This window comes from Pantoea sp. X-Soil-YNGN-785, assembly GCF_059730585.1.
Genome location: NZ_AP035942.1, coordinates 2,731,168 through 2,753,346 on the forward strand (window position 1 = coordinate 2,731,168; position 22,179 = coordinate 2,753,346).

The 22,179-nt window shown below is 61.0% G+C and carries 3 protein-coding genes; all 3 read right to left on the minus strand.

Annotated elements, in window-relative coordinates:
* Nucleotides 1-5: 5 nt before the first annotated feature.
* The 3 genes from AC6I8E_RS12700 to AC6I8E_RS12710 all read right to left on the minus strand — a co-directional run bounded on the left by AC6I8E_RS12700 (nucleotide 6) and on the right by AC6I8E_RS12710 (nucleotide 21,939).
* Complete coding sequence (locus tag AC6I8E_RS12700) at nucleotides 6-1,361, minus strand: TolC family outer membrane protein (protein ID WP_013358552.1); 1,356 nt, start codon at nucleotides 1,359-1,361, stop codon at nucleotides 6-8.
* Nucleotides 1,362-1,665: 304 nt separating this feature from the next.
* Nucleotides 1,666-3,582 (minus strand): Ig-like domain-containing protein, encoded by a 1,917-nt coding sequence (locus tag AC6I8E_RS12705; RefSeq protein ID WP_497824062.1) that lies wholly within the window; start codon nucleotides 3,580-3,582, stop codon nucleotides 1,666-1,668.
* 345 nt (nucleotides 3,583-3,927) lie between these two features.
* The gene (locus tag AC6I8E_RS12710; RefSeq protein WP_497824063.1) at nucleotides 3,928-21,939 is read right to left on the minus strand and encodes an Ig-like domain-containing protein; all 18,012 of its coding nucleotides are present in this window, start codon (nucleotides 21,937-21,939) and stop codon (nucleotides 3,928-3,930) included.
* Nucleotides 21,940-22,179 lie beyond the last annotated feature (240 nt).

The following is a 22,179-nucleotide window of genomic DNA, read 5'->3' on the forward strand; positions in this document are numbered from 1 at the left end:
TATCGCTATTGCAGCGAAGGAAGGAGATCGCCGCTGCTTTGCTGGCGATCGATACCCATGATATCGAGCAGATTGTCTACCGCGGCGGCATAGCGCACGGTGGCGTCCCAGCCATCGTAAAGCGCGGTGATACGTGAGCTGTCGGCCTGAAACACATCCTGTTCCACGCTCAGCAGGTCGTTCAGGCTGCGCTTACTCAGACGATATTCATCGGCGTAGACATTACGGGTATGGTCGGCGCTGGCCAGCTGCACTTCTCCGGCGGCCTGCCGCTGCTGTGCCCCGATCATGTCGGCATAGGCAGTCGAGGCGTTCTGATTGATGGCAAGTTTGGCCTGCTGCACCGCAGCCTGTGCCGCTTCGCGATCGCCCTCCGCTGACTCAGTTTTGGCATTCACCATGCCGCCCTGATAAAGCGGCGCTTCCACCTGCAGCTGCACTTCATCATCCCAGTAAGATGAACGATCGTTTTCATAGCGGGTCCGGCCTGCCTGCACTTTGATGGTCGGCCAGTGCCCGGACTGAGCCTGGCGCACCCGCTCACGGGCGGCTTCCTGTTTAGACTGCGCGCTGCGTACTGCGGCGCTGCTTTCATAGGCAATTTTGTCGAGGGTGATCTGCTGTTTCAGCAACGCCTGGGGCAGTTCGGGCAGCGTGGCGGGCACGACACCGGTCAGCACGGTCAGCTGCGCGGTGGCAGAACGCAGCTGGGCGCGATATTGCTCCAGCGTGGCCTGCATCGCGGCGATGCGGGTTTCCGCCTGCAAAACATCTGACTGGGAATTGAGTCCGGCATCGGCACGCAGTTTTGCGATATCCCGTACCCGCTGCAGCGAGGCGATATTGGTGTGCGCCGTTTCAGACAGCGCCTGGTAGCGTTTGACTTCGAGGTAGGCCTGCAGCGTATCTTCCGCCACGGTCGTCATCGAATCGAACAGGCCGAAACGATAAGCCTCTGACAGGGCATGCTGTTCATCAATGGCGCTGCCGGTGCGGCCAAAGTCGTAAAGCAGCTGACTGAGCGTGATACCGCCGGAGCCATTATTGTTCAGACTGCCGGCTGAGTCGGTCTGGTGAGAGCGTCCCGCGGCACCCTGCAGTGAGATCTGCGGATACCAGGCGCTGCGGGCGGCATCCAGATCCCCCTCACCGACGTGGATCTGTGCCGCCGCTTCCGAGATTTTCGGATTGCGGGCAAAGGCCCGGAGAATGGCGTCGCGCAGCGTTAAGCTGGCAATCTGTTCTTCGGTTGGCGCGGCGCGCCAGTTAAATTCGGCTTTCGGTAACGGTGCGGCAAAGGCCGCGGGCACTGCCACGCCACTCAGGGCGCACAACAAAAAAGTTAATCGCGCTTTGTTCATTATCCATACCAGCAGGGGTTCTTATCATCATGGTGTTTTTCCTGGTGAACAAAGCGAGCAAAAAGGGGTGTATCTCAGAGCCAGACCGTTTTATTGCGTTATTTTATTTATGGTTCGCAAGCGGGACGCTAAACGACCTTTAACATTATTAGATCATATCCCGCGCTTATTCCTGCTAAAAACAGATGAATTCTTTAATATTTCTCCTTTATGGACGAAAAACAAACAACAAAGGAATCCATACCAATCCAGACAGGCTTAACAGACCTGTCCGGAAGGCAGTGATTTTACTAATGTGTTGGCGTCAGACTATCGGCTGTGCCGCAGGATGCTGCAGCAGATGATCGGCAAGGGTGTAAGAAACATCGGAGAAGAGATGACTCTCCTGCGGAACGGCAGAAGCCGTGGAGGCGTGCGCCACGTGCGCGGTCTCCGCCTGCTGGGTCAGCGTGACGGTTTCCAGCAGGTTATCCACCGTCTGATCCGCCATCAGGCTGGCCGTTTCGGTATGCGATACCACCTGCACCGTCTGGCTGGCCGTGGCCAGATTACCGGCACTGTCTTTACCGCTGACCGTCATCTGGTACTCACCATCATCCAGCGGCGCCAGCTCCCCGGCCAGAATGGTCAGTGCCCAGCCACCATCCGCTTTTACGCTGGCGCTGTAGTGTTGATCGCCCAGCGTTAATTCTACCAGGCTGCCCGGTTGCAGATGGCTGGAGCTGCCCTGGATCAGATGCCAGCTGTTCACATCGGCGGCATCAATTTTGTTGTCATCAAAGGCGGTGTCCAGCGTCAGAGTTGGCCGCTGATGCACGGCCACGGTAAAGAGGGAGTCCCAGTTCTGCGTGTCGCTGTTGCCGTACTGATCCTGGCGATGAAAAGTAGCGGCGACAGGACCATCCGGCAGCGCCATCAGCTCGCCGGAGGTAAGCGTCACCATGCCCTGCGCATCGGGCTGGTAGGTTTTGCCGTTGATCTCCAGCGTGTTGCAGCCCTCAACGTAGAAGCTCAGATCGTGCTGCGCCTCCTGATAGTTAAGCGTCATGTCATCGCCCAGATCCATTTCGGTGTAAATCGGAATAAAGCCGGTGTGGATATTCAGCTCATGCGTGGCATCCGTGTAGTTATTGGCCCCGTCGATCGACCAGGCGCGGATCTCGCCAATATTAATAAAGTCGTGCACATCCGCCGCCGGGATCACCACCTGCCAGTGGCCATCCTCGCCTATTGTGGCAGCATAATCTTTCTGGTTGGCACCGGTGATCACCAGCCGGTGACCCGGCATCACGGTAGAGAGCGTGCCGCTCAGCAGCAGATCCTGCTGGGTTTCTGCCAGATTAATCACGTCGTCCGACGTGATCTTATCAAAGGTAATTTTTGGCAGGCTACTCAGGTGGGTAATCAGCGTCAGGTCGTGATAGTCGGTTACGGTTTTTCCATTCGGATCGGTCGCCGTCACTTTGAGGCTGTAGACGCCATCCTGCAGCGCCTGCATATCGCTTTCCTGGAAAGTGCCATACCACTTGCCGTCGCTTTCCATGTGGGCAGTGGTGGTCTGCGTGCCCAGGGTTAATTTCAGCAATGACCCCGCCGGCAGGTGTGTTGCGCTGCCGCTGATTTCAACGCCGTAAATGCTCTCAGCAATATTTACCGCGTTGTCGCCACTGACCGTGTCTACTGTCAGGGTCGGTTTGATGGTGCGATCAACATAGAGACCAAAATCGACGTCGGTCGTGGTGCTGTGGCCCGCTTTATCGGTAATGGTCAGCGCCAGGCTATGATTGCCATCCGGCACGCCTTTCAGGGCATCAGCCGGCATGGAGGCGTTCCAGTAGCCCCACTTGTTAACGGTGCTGTGCCAGCTCTGGTCGTTAAACGTCAGCGTGACCGTTGAGCCCGCTTCGCCTTCAGCCCGGCCGCGCAGATGCACCGGCTTTTGCGCCTCCCAGGCGGCAATGACGCCATCTCTGGCAATCGGTTCATAGGGGCGCAGTGCAGCGGGTGGCGAACTTTCCACCGCGCTGACCGCCAGGGCACTGTAGTTGAGCGGACTGCTATGCGGAGACTCCGCAGAGAGAGGGGTGACGGGCAGATTAAGACTCTGCGTTGCGACTGGCGCAATGGCGGGCAGCGCGCTGTCGGCGACGGCAAAGTCGCTCACCGCCGTCTGGAAAATGGATTCGAACCGGACGGAACGAAGCGTATCGCGTGTTGACATAGGTAACCTCAGTTCAGAACAGAAACGCAGACCAAAACGCCCGGATAAACCGGACGTTAAGACTGACGATGGGTAGTGGGCCAGCTGACGCTGCCCGTTTCCGCTGGTCGGAACTGATTACCCGCAGGTAACAGGGATGATGAAAGAAGACGCTGATAAAAGCGACAAATGGAGTCAGAATGCTGATTTACGGCGTCACGCCGTTTGCTGCGCTTACCCTAATCTTTCATTCTGCTAATGAATAGTGGCGATAATCTGGAAAGTGAAATTATTACGTGACTAAAACAAAAAAAGCGGGTGCTTCCGCACCCGCTTCTCATAACGACCTGACAGACGTTGCTGTGACTACGCCACGTGGACCTGCAGGTTCTGCTGCACCAGCACATCACCCAGGGTGTTCTCACTGCTCAGCGCCGAGTTGTGGTAGATCTCAAAGACTCTGCCTTCCACCGTGCGCTCGCCGGTCACTTCCCAGATACCGCCGTTGCTGTTCGCCAGTGTGACCTGACTGCCATCTGCGCCTTTGATCAGCAAATCATCACTCTGTTTGTCCGTAATATTAAGTGCCTCATTGAGATCGAGTTTCACAGAGTTGGTGCCGGTTTTACCCAAATCGAGCACTTCAATGTGTTCAACTTTCAGGCCCAGCGCGGTGAGATCCAGATTGAGATATTCACCATTCAGCACCAGTGTATCGGTGCCTGCGCCGCCATCAATATGGGTAAAGTTAAGGTCGCTGACCGTCACGGTATCCGCCCCGCTGCTGCCGGTCACCGAAGCGCCCTCTGCCGTACTGCCATCGGCCAGCGTAATCACGACGCCGCCAATGGTGTAACCCACCTCCTCTGCCGGTGCCGCCGCCACAGCGGTGTCACTGGCCACCACGGTTTCACTGCTGCTGACCGGCGTCACCGTATCCGCATCGGTAATCAGCGTCGAGGCCACGGCTACATGGGCGCTGTTATCGTCGCTGCTGGTGCTGCTGTTATGCTGCGTTTCCACGCTGGCACTGGCGACGGTGGCGCTGTCATCCGCCACCGAGAAAAGTGCCACCGACTCGGTGGCCGCCAGCGTTACCGGCAGCACCGAACCCAGCAATAGGGTATTGGTAGTGGTATAGCTGTTACCGGCCACGTCAGTGATGGAGACTTTTGCCAGCGTGTTCAGCGACAGTAGCAGGCCACCCACCGACAGCAGTGACGGTGAGAAGTTAACCGCGTAACGCCCCAGGGCATCGGTGGTGGTATTCAGCGTCGGTCCGTTGCTGCCGTTGGAGAGCAGCAGCGTCACGCTGACTTTCGATCCCTGAGATGCATTCAGCGATCCCCCCTGCACGACCAGGCCGGTAAGCAGAGAACCGACGATGCTAAGCACCGGATCAACCCCGACCAGCGGCTGATTATGGGACAGCGCAGTAAAGCTGCTGGTGCTGGTCGCGGTATTGCCCCCAATATCCGTCACCGTGACGGTCAGCGGATGGCTGCCATCTGCGATCCCTTTCAGCGTCGCTGACGGCACGCTGATGCTCCATGCCCCATTCGCGCCGATGGTCGTGGTGAGGACATTACCTGCCATGTTAACCGTTACGGTGCCGCCCGCCGCGTTGGTGCTGGTTCCTCTGATGGTTTCAGCCGTATTGGCTTCCGCAATATTGAGATAACCATCGCCACCAAAGAAACTATTCACAGTGACGGTCGGCGTAGTGTGACTCACCACACCCAGCGACGCCGAGGTGGCGCCGTTGGTGCCTGCGCCGTTGATGACGCTGGCCGTCACGGTCTGCAGACCATCCGCAATCGCAGCGAGGTTAGCCGCTGGCACAGAGAGACTCCAGTTGCCGTTGCTGCTCACCGTGGTGCTGTAAGTCTGGCCACCCAGCGTAACGCGTACCACCGATCCTTCGGCGTTACTGGCGGTGCCTGAAATAGTCTGCGCGGTTTTGACATCGGCTGCACTGAGGGCATTGTCACCAAACAGTGAGGTAATGGCGACCACAGGCGTCGACTGACTGATAACGCTCAGTGTTCCACTGCTGTTCGCCACGTTTCCGTAGGCATCGGTGCCGGTCACCGTCACGGTTTTACTGCCGTCAGTGATTGCGGCAAGATCCGCTTTCGGAACGCTGATGCTCCAGTTACCGCCACTTACCACTTTGGTGGTGTAGGTCAGGCCGTTCAGCGTGGCGCTGACAGTAGAGCCGGCTGACAGGCTGGAGGTCCCGCTCAGGGTCTGGTTCGAGGCCAGATCGGCTGCGCTCAGCACCCCGTCGCCGAATACCGTATTCACCGTCAGGGTTGGCTGCACCAGTCCCAGTGACACGCCTGCGCTGGTGCTGCTGACGTTGCCGACCAGGTCAGTGACCGCCGCGCTGACAGTAAAGTTACCGTTCAGCAGCGTCGAGAGCACGGCTGGCGAAACGGTGGTGGAGAACGTGCCATCGGCGTTGACCAGCGCAGTGGCCGTTGTGTTGCCAATGGCCAGCCTGACGCTGCTGCCCGCTGCCACGCCGGAGACCGTGCCGCTGATAGTCTGGCTCACCAGCGATTCCGCCAGGTTCAGCACGCCATCACCAAACAACGGATTGAGCGTAACCTTCGGCAGATTGTGAATACCCACCAGCGCGCCGGCGGTGGTGCTGCTGGTGTTACCGGCGCTGTCAGTGACGCTGACGCCGACGGTGAGATTGCCATCCGCAATGCCCTGCAGCAGCGCAGGCGTCAGTGAAACGTTAAAGTTGCCGCTGGTATCAGTTGCCGTTACAAACTGCTGAGAACCCACCGATACGACGACACGCGATCCCGCTTCTGCACCGCCGACGACGCCGCCAATCACCTGCGTGACCAGCGCATCCGCCACGTTCAGCAGACCGTCACCGAAAAGCGGATTTACCGTGATGGTTGGCAGCAGCGTATCGACGCGAATACCGGCGCTGGTGCTGGCGGTATTCCCCGCTGCATCCGTTACCGACGCCCCGACCGTCAGGTTGCCCTGCGCCAGGGTGCCCAGGATATCTGGCGTCACCGTGGCGCTGAAGGCACCGCCCGCACCCACGGTCGCGGTCAGCTGGCTGCTGCCCACCGAAAGCGTCACCACACTGCCCTGCGCAACGTTGTTCACCACCCCGCTGATCACCTGGCCGGTGGCGATATCAGCCAGATTCAGCACGCCATCGCCAAACAGAGAGGTCAGGGAAATGGATGGTGTCTGGGTAAAGATGCCGATCGTCGCGCTATTCGAGGCGACGTTACCCGCCGCATCCCGGACGCTGACGCCCAGCGTCAGATTGCCATCCAGCAGTGAGGTGAGATCGCTGCCCGGCAGGCTAACGCTCCATGCTCCGCCCGCCTGTACGGTGGTGTTGTAAGTTTTACTGCCGAAGGTCACCGTCACCTGGGAACCTGCCGCCGCGTTACTGATTACGCCACCCACCAGCTGTCCGGCTGCCGCTTCCGCAATGTTCAGCAGGTTATCGCCGCCAAACAGCCCGGTGAGGGCGCCCACCACCGGCACCGCATCGACAATCGCCGTCACGGTTTCACCCACGGTGCGGGTGTTGCCCGCCGCATCGGTCAGGGTAACGTTAACCGCAAGATTGCCGTCGGTGACCAGATCCAGCACCGCAGGTGGCACCAAGATGGCCCATTTGCCATCCTGACCCACAGAAGCAGAGAGCGTGGCGCCGCCCAGCACCACCGATACCGTGGCCCCGACACCAGCCGACGTCGCAGTTCCGGAGATGGTCTGCGCCACCGTGGTATCCAGCGCACTGAGCGTGCCGTCGCCGAATACCGAATCAACCACCAGCGTCAGCGCACTGTTAACCACTTTGTTGACCGTCAGCGTCGCGTCGGTCTGATTTCCTGCACTGTCATTGACCCGCACGCCAAACACCAGCGCGCCGTCAGTGAGACCCGACAGGACATTCGGTGCAAGATCAATGCTCCAGCGACCATCTGCACCCACCGTTGCGGTAGCGATCGGCGCGGCATCGCCCAGGTAGAGGCCGATGGTCTGGCCTTCTGCGCCCTGCGCGCTGCCGGTCAGTACCTGACTGACGGCCAGATCAGCGGCGTTAAGCACGTTATCGCCCGCCAGCGCGTCAACCTGGACCAGCGGCGCGGCGGTATCCACCGTCACCTGCTGTGTCACGGTCGTCACGTTACCGGCGACATCTGACAACTGCGCGGTGATCACCGGCGTACTGCCATCGGTCAGGGCCTGCATCGCGCTGGCAGGAACGGTGGTGGACCAGCTGCCGTTACTCTGCACTACTGCGCTGTACGTCTGGTTATTGAAGGTCACAACCACCGTACGGCCTGCTTCACCGACATCGGCGGTGCCGCTGATGGTCTGGCTGGTAGCGCTTTCATTACCATTGACCTGGTTGTCACCCGCAAAGGCATTGATCGTCAGGGCCGGTGGCGTCAGATCAATCAGCACGTTACCGCTGACGGTGACAGGAGTCGTGCCGTCGGTGGCATTCACCGTGATGGCGACGCTGCCGTCCGCATTGCCAAAGGCGCTGATCGGCAACGCAGCCGTTGACCAGTTGCCTGACCCATCCAGCGTGGTGGCGTAGGTCTGACCGTTGATTAACACCGTCACCACCCCGCCTGCACCAAGGTTAGCCGAGGTGCCGCTCAGGACGACGCCACCCGCGACATCCTGGGTGCTGATGATGTTGTCGCCCGAAACCGTGCCCAGCGTCACCAGCGGGCCTGGCGGTGGCGTCAGGTTAACCGCAAGCGCAACCTCATCATTGGCTGTGTTACCTGCCAGGTCAGTCACTGCCAGCGCCAGGGTTGTGGATGCGCCAAAGGTGGCCATCTGCTCTGGCGTCAGCGTCACGCTCCAGTTGCCGTTACCGTCAACCACGGCGGTGCCGAGGGTCGTGGCATTCAGCGAGACCGTGACCACGGCACCCGTCTCTGCGCCCGTTGCCGTGCCGCTAAGGATCTGCGGCTGAATGCTCTCGGCGTAGTTCAGTGCATTGTCGCCGGCAAAGGCGTTAGTGGTCAGTACCGGTGGCGTGGTGTCGAGTACCAGTGAGCTGTTAATCGTCGTGCTGTTGCCTGCCGCATCGGTGGCCGTCACGGTAACCGGATAGGTAGCATCCGGCAGCGCTGAAAGCTGCGCCTGGGTCAGCGGCACCGTCCAGTTACCATTCGCATCCACTGTGGCGCTGTAAGTGTTGCCGCCCAGCGTCAGCTGCACCGTCTGATTTGCGCCCGCCTCACCGGTGGTACCGCTCAGCGTAATCCCTGCGGCAACATCGCTGCTATTCACATAATCACCGAGGAATTGCGGATTGACCCCAGGCTGCGGCGCGCTGAGATCGGTGGTGAACGGCAGCTGCGCCGATGCGCTGTTACCCGCCGCATCCACGACGTTAACCGTCAGGATTTGCGTCCCGTTACCCAGAGAACTCAGCGCGTTACCAGGAAGGTCAACGGTCCAGTTACCGTTGCCATCCACCGTGCCGGAATAGAGGCTGCCATTGAGATTAACAGTAATGCTGACCGCCTGATTATCCCCCACGCTGCCGGTGGTGCCGGTCAGGGTGACCCCTGCCGCGGCTTCACTGATGTTCAGGACGTTATCGCCGCCAAACGCGCCAGGCGTGAAGGTCGGCACCGGCACAGCCACTTCGGTTACCACACTCAGGGCCGTCACGTCACTGTTACCCGCAATGTCGGTAGCGGTCACGGTAATGGTATGCGTGCCGCTGGTGAAGGTGGCTAACTGCGCTGGCGACAGGGCCAGCGACCAGCTGCCATCGTTCTGCACCGTGGCGGCCAGCGGCTGGTCGCCGTTAAAGCCGGCGATCAGCACCGATACCGTCTGTCCTGCACCGGTAATGCCGGTGGTGCCACTGAGGATTTGCTCTGTTCCCGCTTCGGTGGCGTTCAGCGCACCGTCACCAAACGGCAGGATCAGCGTGACATCCGGCAGCGTATTGACAGCGACCAGCAGCGAACCACTGGTGGTGCCGATGTTGCCGTTCACGTCGGTGACGGTCACGCTGACCGGCAGGTTGCCATCCGGCAGTGACTGCAATACGGCAGGCGGCAGAGTCAGTGACCAGCCTGCACCGCCAGCAGTGAGCGTCGCGGCATAGACGGTGCCATTGATAGTCACCGCCACCGAGGCCGGATCAGCACTGTTGACCGTACCGGTCAGGATACCGTCCGTTGCCGCTTCCGCCGCGTTAAGACGGCCATCCGTAAATGGCGTATCCAGCGTTGGCGCGCCAATCGGGGTAATCGCTGAGACAAAGGTCTGCGTCTCTGTGATGCTGTTACCGGCCCGATCCGTGGTGGTGAGGGTCAGCGTGTGTTCACCGGCACCCAGGCTGGCGATCACCTCCGGCGTCAGGCTGGCTGTCCAGTTGCCACTGGCATCGACCGTCACCGACAGCGGGATGTTGTCATCGCCGACTGTGACGCTGAGGGTCTGGCCCGCAACAGGATTAGACGTGCCTGTGACCAGCTGAACGGAACCCGCTTCACTGATGTTAATCACGTTATCGCCGAACTGTGTTGCAGCAAAGTTGGCGGAAACCGGCGGGGCCTGCAGGATTTCAACGCCTGCGGTAACCTGCGCCGGATTTCCTGCCGCATCCGTGGCGGTGACCACCACCTGTGTCAGTCCATCGTCCAGGCCCGTCAGTGCGCCCGCTGCCAGGTTCAGCGTCCAGTTGCCGCTGGCATCGGTCGTGGTGCTGAAAGTCTGTGTGCCGACGGTAATATTCACTACGCTGCCTTCCGGCAGATTAGTGCTGTCACCACTCAGCGTTAATGGCGCGGCGGCATCTGCTGCACTGACCAGCGCGTCGCCAAACGGCGTGTTCAGAGTCAGCGCTGGCAGGGTATTAAACGCCACATCCAGTATGGTGGTGGTGTCGGTAGTGACATTGCCCGCCGCGTCAGTGACCGACACGGTGATGGCGTTAGGGCCATCTGCCAGCTGCTGCACATCGGCTGTGGGAATGGTGAGGGTCCAGTTCCCGTCCGCATCCGCCGTGGTGGTATAGCTGACGTTATTCAGCGTCACCGTCACCGGCAGTGCGCCCGTGGTGGTGCCGTTGATAGTGAGATCCTGCAGCGACTCCGCCAGGTTTAGCGTGTCACCCGCATTGACCGTAATATCCGTCAGCACAGGCGGTGTGGTGCTGAAGCTGACCTCCTGCGTGGCGACCGCCGGGTTACCGGCGACATCACTGGCGGTGACGGTAAAGGTCTGCGTGCTGCCCGGCGCAACGTTGATGAAGGCTGCAGACGGTACCGTCACCGTCCAGTTGCCGTCAGCATCAATCGTGGTGCTGTAATCAGTACCGTTAAACGACACGGTTACCGGCGTTCCTGCCGCCAGCAGGGTGCTGCCACCGCTGACAGCGACATCCGCAGCGGCCTCAGTAGCATTGATCACATCATCGCCTGCCACCACGTTCAGGGTCAGCGTTGGCTGAACCAGCGCGCTGGCCAGCACGACCAGACTGGCGCTGGCACTGGCCGGGTTGCCAGAGGTATCCGCTGAGACGACGACCAGCAGCTGATCGCCATCCGGCAGATTGCCCAGATCGGCGGCCGGCACGGTCACGGTCCAGCTGCCATCTGCGGCCACCGTGCCGCTGTACTGAATGGCGTTCAGCGTTACCGTTACCAGCTGGCCTTCCACCAGATTGGTGCTGGTGCCTCCGATGCTCAGATCCTGCAGCGACTCTGCCTGGTTAAGGAAGTTATCATCACTGATTGTCCCAATGGCCAGGGTCGGCAGATTCAGGCTGTCCGCATCACGCGTCAGCGTCTGGGTCGCCGTGGTCAGGTTACCCGCCGCATCTCTGATCGTCACATCGACCGGATAGCTGCCATCCGCCAGCCCCTGCACGACAGCGGCAGGCAGGGTCACCTGCCACGTGCCATCAGAGAGTACCCGGGCGGTGTAATCGGTATTCTGGAAACTGACCGTGACCGTTTGTCCGGCATCCGCAACTGAGGCTGTTCCGCTGATAGCAACAGCTTCCAGCACCTCAACTGAATTGATGATGTTGTCACCGCCGATAGGGTTAATGCTTAACGCAGGCGGGGTGAGATCGACGGTAACTGCGCTGGTCAGCGAACCGCTGTTACCGGCGGCATCGCTGGCATTGACCACCAGGGTCGTCACGCCCTCAGCCAGTTCCTGCACCTGCGCTGGCGTTAAGGTCAGCGTCCAGTTGCCCTGCGCATCGACTGTGGCAGTGTAGTCATTATCGCCCAGCGTCACGCTGACGGTCTGGCCCTCGCCCACGACGCCGGTGCTGCCGCTCAGCGTCTGACTGATCGCCGTTTCAGCCTGGCTAAGGTAGCCATCGCCAAACGGGGTATTAATGCTGACCGACAGGGCACCGGTTGCGACGGTGATTTCACGCGTTTCAGTAACCGGATTGCCCGCCGCATCACTGACCGTCACGGTCAGGGTATACGCACCGGCCGGAATCCCTGCCAGGGCACCCGCAGGCAGCGTCAGGCTCCAGTCACCATCCTGGGTCACGGTGGTGGTCCAGATCTGGTTGTTAAGAGTAAGAGTGACCTGCTGACCGGCTTCGGCATTACTGCTACCGCTGAGCACAATCGGCGCGGTGCTTTCGGCGATATTGACGCTGTTATCGCCCGCAACCGGATCAAGCGACAGGGTTGGTGGCGTCAGATCGACCGTGACACTGCCCTGGCTGCTGCCGGTGTTACCCGCCGCATCCTGCACGTTAACGGTGTAGTTAAGCGTCTCCTCCGGCAGATCGGCCAGCGCGGAGGCAGGCACGCTGACCTGCCAGTTGCCATTGCTGTCGACCGTGCCGTTGTAGGTCACGCCGTTGAGAACCACGTTCACCGTCTGGCCGTCACCTGTCACACCTGTAGTGCCACTCAGAGTTTGTGGCGTGGTGATTTCGCTGCTGTTAAGCAGACCATCGCCAAAAGCAGAGACGATCTGCGGAGCTGGCAGCGCCGCCAGCACGCTGAGCGCGGCTTCGCTGCTGAGGGTCGCCCCGCCGCTGTCCGTCGCGGTGACCGTGACGGTGTAAGGCCCGTCGGCGAGTGCCGTCAGTGACTCAGCCGGAACGATCACGCTCCAGCGACCACTGGCCGAGACCTGCGCGGTGTAGCTGATGTTGTTAAACAGCAGCGTGACCAGACTGCCTTCAGGCACATTCGCTGAGGTGCCGGTAACAATCAGCGGCTGACCCAGTTCCTGCGCATTCAGGTAGTTGTCCTGACTGATGGCATCCATCGCCAGGCCAGACGCGTTGCTATTAACGTCAAAGGTGAGATTAGTGGTGGTGGTGTTGCCCGCCACGTCGCTGACCGCCACGGTGAAACTGGCGCTGCCATCCGCAATTGCCGCCAGCGCACCGGCTGGCACGATCAGGCTCCATGCTCCGCTCGCCTGCACGGCGGCGCTGTAGACCGTGCCATCAAGGGTGACGGTGACCAGCTGGCCCGCTTCGACGTTGGTGGTGGTGCCGGTCAGACGTTGATCGGTGAGGCGTTCCGCACCATCGACCACATTGTTACCGGCAAAGGCATCCAGCGTCAGGGTCGGCAGCGTGCCCGCCTCCACTTTCAGCGCCAGATCGCGGCTGGTGGTGGTGGCATTGCCTGCTGCGTCGCTGGCGGTCACGGTCAGAGGATAGGTGCCGTTGCCCAGCCCGGTATAAACCGTGGCGGGCAGATCCAGCGACCAGTTACCGTTGACGTCTGCGGTGGTGCTCAGGCTGATGCCGTTGAAGCTGGCCACAATCAGCGCATTGGCTTCACTGCTGCCGGTCAGCGTCAGCGGCTGCTGACTCTCAGCGGCATTGATAATGCCATCGGAGGGGGTGATGAAGTTCAGCACCGGTGGCAGGGTATCCACCACCAGGCTGCCGTCAGCCTGGCTGCTGTTGCCTGCCACATCACTGACCACCACGGTGTAAGGCGTGGTGCCCTGTGGCAGCGCAGAGAGGGCCGCTGGCGGAACCGCGACCTGCCAGTTACCCGCTGCGTCGACCGTGCCGCTGTAGTTAGTGCCGCCCAGCGTGACGATAACCGTCTGGCCGTCGCCAGGTACGCCGGTGTTACCGGTGATCACGCCGCCGCTGACGGCTTCGTCGCCGTTGAGAATACCGTCATCAAAGGCCACGCCAGGGGTGGCCACCGGCAGTGCACTGGCCACCACCGTCAGGGTAGCGTCGCTGGTGGCAAGCTGTTGTCCGCTGCCGTCGGTGGCCGTAGCGGTAATCGTCTGCGGGCCATCGGCTGCGCCGTTAAAGGTGCCAGCTGGTAAGGTCAGGCTCCAGCTTCCATCGGCCGCCACGCTGGTGCTGGCTGTGGTGCCGTTGGCAAGCACGGTAATAATGCTGCCCTCAGGCAGGCCGCTGGTGCTGCCGCTGACCACAACGGCACCGCCCAGCTCCTGGGCATTGAGGTAGTTGTCGTCGCCGATCGGTGCCAGCGCGATCGATGGCAGCGTGTTGTCCACAGTGAAGTTAAGCGGGCTGGTGGCGGTATTGCCAACGGCGTTGATCACGCTGACGTTCAGCGTCTGGCTGCCCTCGCCCAGTTCCGCCAGTACGCCCGCAGGCAGCGTAATGCTCCAGTTGCCGCTGGCCCCGACCACGCCGCTGTAGTCCGTGCCGTTCAGGGTGATGACGACCTGCTGGCCCGCCTCGACGTTACTGCTGCTGCCGCGCACCGTAACCGGCTGTAACTGTTCTGCGGCCGTGACGATACCGTCACCGGCAAAGGTGCTGCTGTCGACGGTCAGCACAGGCTGCACGTCCGGCGAGGTTGCCACATTGAGATCAACCACCTGGCTGCTCTGGTTGCCGTTAGCATTGATTTCGGTAACGGTGAGCGGATTCGTGCCCGGAGGCAGCGCCGCCAGATCATTAGCATCGATTTGCAGCGTCCACTGCCCATTCACGCCGACGGTGGTGCTGTAGAGCTGGTCATTGAGCTGGACCGTGACAATGTCGCCGTTCTGACCGCTGCCACTGACGACCAGCGGCTCCGCCAGTTCAGCGGTGTTCAGCGCGTTGTCCCCGCTGACCGGCGCAACCACCAGCGGAGGCGGCGTGGTGGCAACCGTCAGCGCACTGTTCTGGCTGCTGCTGTTGCCAGCCACGTCGGTGACGGTGACCACCACCGGATAGCTGGTGCCGTTGGTCAGACCGGCAAGCGCAGCAGGCGGTACGGCCAGCGCCCAGTTTCCGTCCGCATCAACCGTGCCGGTATAAGTGACGCCATTCAGCGTCACGCTGACGCGGTCACCTTCACTGCCTGCGCCGCTGAAGCTGAAACCAGCAGCCTGCTCCGCGATGTTCAGCACACCATCGCCAGCGGGCGCATTAATGCTGAAGTCGGGTGCGGTGGTATCCACGGTGACCGGCAATGGCGTGGTGGCAACGTTGCCACTGACGCTGGTAACGGTCACGTTGAGATCGTAACGGCCATCAGTCAGCTGTTGCAGATCGGCAGCGGGTACGGTGGCGGTCCAGCTGCCATCCGCGGCGACCGTGGCGCTGTAGGTCTCACCATTCAGCACAAGACTGACGCTGCTGCCCGGGGCGACGGTGCCGCTGACGGTCAGATCGCTGGCTGTTTCAGCCGCATTGATAATACCATCGGTGGCAATCGGGTTAACGGTCAGCACCGGTACTCCGGTATCCACCGTCAGCGGTGCGCTGATGCTGGTGCTGTTACCCGCGACATCGCTCACTGTCACGGTAACGGGATTGCTGCCCTGCGCCAGGGCCTGTAGCGCATCTGGCGGCAGCGTGACGCTCCAGTCACCATTTGCCGCTACCGTTGCCGGATAGCTGATGCCGCCCAGGGTCACGCTGACGGCCTGGCCTGGCTGGACGGAGCCGGTCAGCGTCTGCGCTGTGCTGGCTTCCTCAGTGTTGAGAATGCCATCAGTGAAAGGCGTGTTGATTTGGGGTTCTGCCAGCGGCGTCGTTGCCACCAGCAGCGTCTGGCTGGTCTGTACATCCCCTGAGGTGACGGTAACGGTGGTGTTACCCTGCGCCAGGTTCGCCAGGTCGGCGGCTGGCACGGTCAGAGTCCAGCTACCGTTTTCATCGGTTGTAGTGCTGTAAAGGGTGCCGCCGGGCACCAGCGTCACGCTGATCGGGCTGTTCGCTGGCAGGTTTGCGGAACCGCCGCTGAGGATCAGATCGCTCTGCGCATCCAGCACGTTGAGTGCGTTGTCGTCACTGATCGGGGCAATCGACAGCGACGGTACGTTGGTCGTGATCACGGTGAACTGCCCCTGGGCAGGCAGCGCCGGATTTCCGGCCACGTCGGTAATCGCCACGGTAAAGGTTTTATCGCCCGCGGCACCCAGCGATCCGGCGGGCAGGGTCACACTCCAGCTTCCGTTCGCCTGCACTACGCCGTCGTAAGACTGACCGTTAATGGTCAGTAATACCGGCTGGCCTGCCGGTACGCCGGTGACGTTACCGGTGACCAGAATGTCAGTGAGCTGTTCCGCACTGTCGACCAGATTATCGCCGGTCACAGGATCAATGGTCAGCGCCGGTGACGTTGCCGCCAGCACCGTGACACTGGAGGCGACGGTCGTGCTGTTGCCGTAAGCATCGCTGATTACCACGTCAACCGGGTAGAGTGCATCGCCCAACTGACTGATGATGGCGGCGGGCACCGTCACGCTCCATGTGCCATTGGTGTCAACCGTGGCGGAGTAGGTTTCGCCATTGAAACTCACTGCCACCGTGTCGCCCTGCGTCCCCCCGCGCCCGTCGATGGTGAGATCCTGCGTGTGTTCAGCGATGTTGATATAACCATCACTGCCCGGCGTCGAGACCTCCAGCAGTGGCGGCGTGGTCGCGAAAATCAGTGAACTGCTGGCTGGGGTGGTATTGCCATCCGCGTCCGTCGCGACGACAGATACCAGCTGAGTACCGTTGGGCACACCCGCCAGGTCGGCAGCCGGAACGGTTACACTCCAGTTGCCACCCTGTGCCACTACAGCGCTGTAGGTCAGGTTATTGAGCGTGACACGAATGATGTCACCTTCGTCGCCGGTTCCGCTGACAATCAGCGGCTGCTGCGCGTCGCTGATGTTGATTACGCCGTCAGCGTCCAGAGGGTTCAGAGTCAGAGCAGGCGCTTCGGTAGCAACCCGTAGATCGGTATCCTGCGTGCTGCTGTTACCGGCCTGATCGGTCACGGTCACGGTGACCGGATAAGTCTGGTTGCTCAGCGTGGCAAGATCGGCAATCGGAACTGATGCACTCCAGTTACCGTTTTCGTCCACGATAGCAGCGTAAGTTTTACCGTTTAACCCGACCGCTACACTGTCGCCCGCGGTGCCGGTTCCGCTGATCACCAGCGGCTCCGTGAGCTCATTGCTGGTCAGAACGCCATCCCCGCCCGGTGCGGTGACGGTGGCAACCGGCGGCTGCGTGCTGACGGCCAGCGTCTGCGACTGGGTCGCGATGTTACCGCTGGCGTCGGTCAGGGTAACCACCAGCGTATAGCTGCTGCCATCTGACAGCGCCTGCAGCGCCGCTGGCGGCAGATCCACCGTCCAGTTGCCCTGCCCATCCACGGTTGCGCTGTAAACGACGTTGTTCAGCGAGACCGTTACCAGCTCGCCCGGCAGCGCAGCTGAACCGCTTACCGGCACACCTGCTGCCACTTCCGCGCTGTTAAGAATGCCATCGCCACCTGCGACTTCCGCCACAATCAGGTTCGGTGGCAGCGTGTCGACGCTGAAGTTCAGCGTCTCGTCCACGCGGTTGCCCGCCTCATCAATCGCGGTAATGGTCAGGCCGTTAGCGCCCTGCGGCAGTAAGGCGAGATCGGCGGCAGGCAGTGTCAGGTTCCAGCTGCCGTCGTCATTGACCGTGGTGCTGTAAGTTTTGCCGTTGAGTTGTACTTCGACCAACTGGCCCGCCACCGCTTTACCGGTGCTGCCACCGATGAGCAGATCGCTGCCCGCTTCTGTCTGATTAAGAATGCCATCGGTAAGCGCGCTCTCATCCAGCGTGATCTGTGGCAGCGTGGTGGTGACCACATTCAGCTGAGCGGAGTCGGTCAGCAGCGCACCACTGGCGTCAGTTGCGGTAACCGAGATCAGTTTCACGCCGTCGGTGATGCCACTGAGATCGCCAGCCGGAACGGTGACGCTCCAGAAGCCGTTGCTGCCCACCACCGCACTGTAATTGTTGCCGTTGAAGTTAAGCTGCACCGCCTGGCCCGGATTGACGCCCACCGCCGAGCCGCCGATGATCAGATCGCTGTTCAGCTCCTGCAGGTTAAGGAAACCATCAACGCTGACAGGCTCACTGATCGTGATCACACCCGGTTCACCGGCTGCCGGCGCGACGTTAATGTCACGGCTGTCGGTGGCTAAGGCACCGGCTACCGACGTGACGCTGACCGTGATGGCCGTGGTGCCTGCCGCCAGGGCACTGAGCGCCGCAGATGGGATCTGCGTGCTCCAGCTGCCGTCCGGGTTGACCAGCGCACTGTAATTCTGACCGCCCAGGGTAATGGTGACCGTCTGACCCGCCTCCACATTGCTGGTGCTGCCGGACAGCGTCTGATCGACGGCCTTCTCGCTATTATCCACCAGATCATCACCGGCAAACAGGGCGATCGTGACTGTCGGCGTGCCCGGCTCCGCAGGCGCTTCCACCGCGATCACCCGATCTTCACTTACCGTTCCCCCCGCCTGACTGGTGACCGTGGCCGCGATAGTGGCACTGCCCGCCGCCAGTGCCGCCAGCGCGCTGGCAGGGACGCTCAGGCTCCAGCTGCCATCCACACCAACCGTAGCGCTGTAGGTCTGATCACCCAGCGTGACCGTGACAATCTGGCCCGCCTCAACGTTGGTGGTGGTACCGCTCAATAGCTGGTCGCTGGTTTTCTCGTCGTTACTCAGGACGTCATCACCCGCGAACTGATTGATTGTGATCACCGGCTGGCCCGGCTCGGTAACCAGAGGTTCTACCGTAATCGCCAGCGTATCGCTGACGGGCGTGCCAGCCGCATTGCTGACCGTCACGACCAGCGAGGCAGCGCCCGAAGCCAGAGCAAGGAGATCGTTGGCCGGAATCGCGATATTCCAGCTGCCATCGGCGCCGACCGTGCCGCTGTAGTTCTGGCCGCCCAGCGTCACCGTGACAATCTGTCCGGCTTCGACATTGGTGGTGCTGCCCGAGACCGCCTGAGCATCCAGCTTCTCATCGTTGCTCAGGACGTTATCGCCAGCAAAGGCATTGATGGTTAATGTCGGGGTGCCTGGCGCGGTGCCTGATGACTCTACGAGGAAGTCGCGGGTTTCGCTGACTGGCGTGCCGAGCGAATCGTTAACGGTGGCGTTCAGGGTCGCACTTCCGGCGGTCAGCGCGGCCAGCGAGCTGGCCGGAATCGTGACGCTCCAGCTGCCATCTGCGCCGACCGTGGCGGTGAAGGTCTCTCCGTTCAGCGTAACAGTAACCTGCTGCCCCTCGGGGATATTGGTGGTGGTACCGCTCAGCAACTGGTCGCTGGCTTTCTCGCTGTTGCTGAGGATGTCATCTCCGGCAAAGGCGTCGATGGTCACGGTGGCCTGACCCGGCTGCGTTGCAGGGGCTTCGACGGTGATTGGCTGCGCGGCAGTTGCGACATCGCCCGCCGCATTACTGACCGAAACGGTGAGTGTGGTCGTGCCGGCGGCCAGCGCGTTGAGCGCAGCTGACGGAACGGTGACGCTCCAGCTGCCATCAGCCTGCACGCTGGCGCTGTAGGTCTGGCCGCCCAGGGTAACCGTCACCAGCTGTCCGGCTTCAACATTACTGGTGGTGCCGCTGACGAGCTGATCAACCGCCTTTTCATCGTTGCTCAGATCGTTATCACCGGCGAAATCATTCAGGGTCAGGGCCGGTACGCCTGGCTCTGTTGTCGGCGCATCCACCGAAATATCGCGGGTTTCGCTGGTGGTTAGGCCCACGGCGTTACTGACGGTGACGCCAATGGCATTCGAGCCCGCAGGCAGATTGCCCAGCGCGGCTGCCGGAATAATCACACTCCAGTTTCCACTGCCATCGACGGTGCCCAGATAAGTCTGCCCCCCCAGGGTGACGGTTACCGTCTGGCCCGCTTCGATATTGGTGGTCGTGCCGGAGAGTGTCTGGGCCGTCCCTTTTTCATCGTTGCTGAGAATGTCATCCCCGGCAAACTGACCGATGGTCACAGTCGGTTCGCCCGGCTGCGTCACTGGGGCTTCCACGCTGATCGGCAGGCTGCCGGTCACGGTGTTACCGGCAGCATTGCTGACCGAAACCGTCAGGGTGGTTTCACCTGCCGCCAGTGCGCTCAGGGCTGCTGATGGCAATGTGACGCTCCAGTTGCCCTGCGCGTCCACGCTGCCGCTGTAAGTCTGACCGCCCAGCGTCACCGTCACCGGCTGCCCGGGTTCGATGTTACTGGTGCTGCCGGTCACCGTCTGGTCGGTGGCTTTCTCCGTGTTACTCAGCTGATTGTCACCGGTAAAGTCATCCACGGTGACCGCTGGCGGGCCCGTAACCACCGGCGTATCGACGCTGATGGCGCGGTTTTCGCTGGCCTCAATGCCAGCCTGACTGGTGACGACCGCCGAAATGGCAACCGTCCCGGCGGCCAGCGCATTCAGCAGTTCAGGCGACAGCGTGATGCTCCAGTTGCCCTGTGCATCCACCAGCGCACTATAGGTCTGGTCGCCCAGCGTGATGGTGACAATCTGCCCGGCTTCAACGTTGGTGGTGGAGCCGCTCAGCAGCTGGTCACTGCTTTTCTCAGCATTGCTGAGGATATCATCCCCGGCAAACTGGTCGATGGTGATGACCGGCGTCCCCGGCTGGGTCAGCGGTGCCTCTACGGTAAGAGTCAGACTGCCGCTGGCAGCGGTTCCCGCCTGGTTAGTGACCGTTGCCGTGACGGTGGTGGTGCCGGAGGCCAGCGCGCTCAGCGCATCGGCAGGCACGGTGATGTTCCAGCTGCCGTCGCCCGCTACGCTGCCGCTGTAGCTCTGGCCGCCCAGGGTCACGGTAACGATCTGCCCTGCTTCGACATTGCCGGTGGAGCCGGACAGCGTTTGTGGCGTGGTTTTTTCGCTGTTATCCAGCAGGTTATCGCCCGCAAACGGATTCAGGCTGATAGCTGGCGTCGCAGGCGTGCCGGGATCGGCGGCGGCGACGGTAATCGGCAGGCTGCCGGTGGCCGCCGTGCCTGCTGCGTTAGTGACGCTGACGCCTATGGTGGTAGTGCCTGCGGCGAGTCCCGCCAGTGCCGCAGCCGGAATCGCAACGCTCCAGCTGCCATCCGCACCCACAGTGCCGTTGTAGGTCTGGCCGCCCAGTGTGACGGTAACTGTCTGACCCGCCTCAACATTGCTGGTAGATCCGGATACCGTTTGTGGCGTCGTTTTTTCGCTGTTATCCAGCAGGTTATCGCCCGCAAACGGGTTCAGGCTGATAGCTGGCGTCGCAGGCGTGCCGGGATCGGCGGCGGCGACGGTAATCGGCAGGCTGCCGGTGGCCACCGTGCCTGCTGCGTTAGTGACGCTGACGTCGATGGTGGTGGTGCCTGCGGCGAGTCCTGCCAGCGCCGCAGCCGGGATTGTAACGCTCCAGCTGCCATCCGCACCCACGGTGGCGTTGTAGGTCTGGCCGCCCAGCGTCACGGTAACAATCTGACCTGCTTCAACATTGCTGGTAGTGCCGCTCAGTACCTGATCGGTGTTTTTTTCTGCGTTATCCAGTACATCATCGTCAGCGAATGCATTCAGGGTGATGGCAGGCGTCCCTGGCGTAACCGGTGTACCGGGATCAGTGCCGCCATCGTTGCCGCCGCCATTCCCTCCACCGCCGCCTCCACCACGACCTACACCCACGGCCAGTCCGGCTAAGCCGAGCACACCCAGACCGCCCGCGGTGATCACGCCCATTGAGGTGTTGGTGTTATCCGCCAGCAGTAGCGGCTCTACGCTGTCGAGTGACTCATAGGTGGGCGTAACCGAACCGGAGGCGAGTTCAGCGCCCTCGGCAGTCTGGGGAAAGAGCGCATGTTCCGGTGGATTAACCCCATCATCGAACACCAGTTCGCTGTGCTGGCCTTCGGCGTCATCGAGGAAGAATTTCTGATAGCGTACCGTGCTGCCGTCACGCATTTTCAGCACGAGATCGTTACCCTGGCGCTCGAACTGCGTCACCATGTCGCGCGTGCCGCTGATGCGCACAACGCTTGGCTCGGTGAGGTTGATGGATTGTGACGAACCGCCAGCGGTCTGTGAGAGGAGCGTGCCGTTTTCGCGCGAGATAATGTCTACACGGCCTTGCGTGAGTTCTGCCATTTGTAACCTCTATTCCACCAGATTAGCTAATATACTGAATCCATAAACATAAATTTATTTCATGCTTAAGGCCTTCACACATAGTTTCACCTTCTGAATCACAGAAGGCGTCTCAACCTGGTGTATGTTGAAATGGCAAAGCAAAGCTGCACCACACATCCCTGGTGAAGCGGAAGATGGCAGTATTATTGTTAGATTTAGTTGTACAGACTGACGCAAGACGTAACGGTTCTGACAAAG

Bases quoted from the DNA above. Each gene is read 5' to 3' on its own strand.
- AC6I8E_RS12700 (WP_013358552.1), bottom strand. From the start codon at position 1,361: ATGAACAAAGCGCGATTAACTTTTTTGTTGTGCGCCCTGAGTGGCGTG.
- AC6I8E_RS12705 (WP_497824062.1), bottom strand. From the start codon at position 3,582: ATGTCAACACGCGATACGCTTCGTTCCGTCCGGTTCGAATCCATTTTC.
- AC6I8E_RS12710 (WP_497824063.1), bottom strand. From the start codon at position 21,939: ATGGCAGAACTCACGCAAGGCCGTGTAGACATTATCTCGCGCGAAAAC.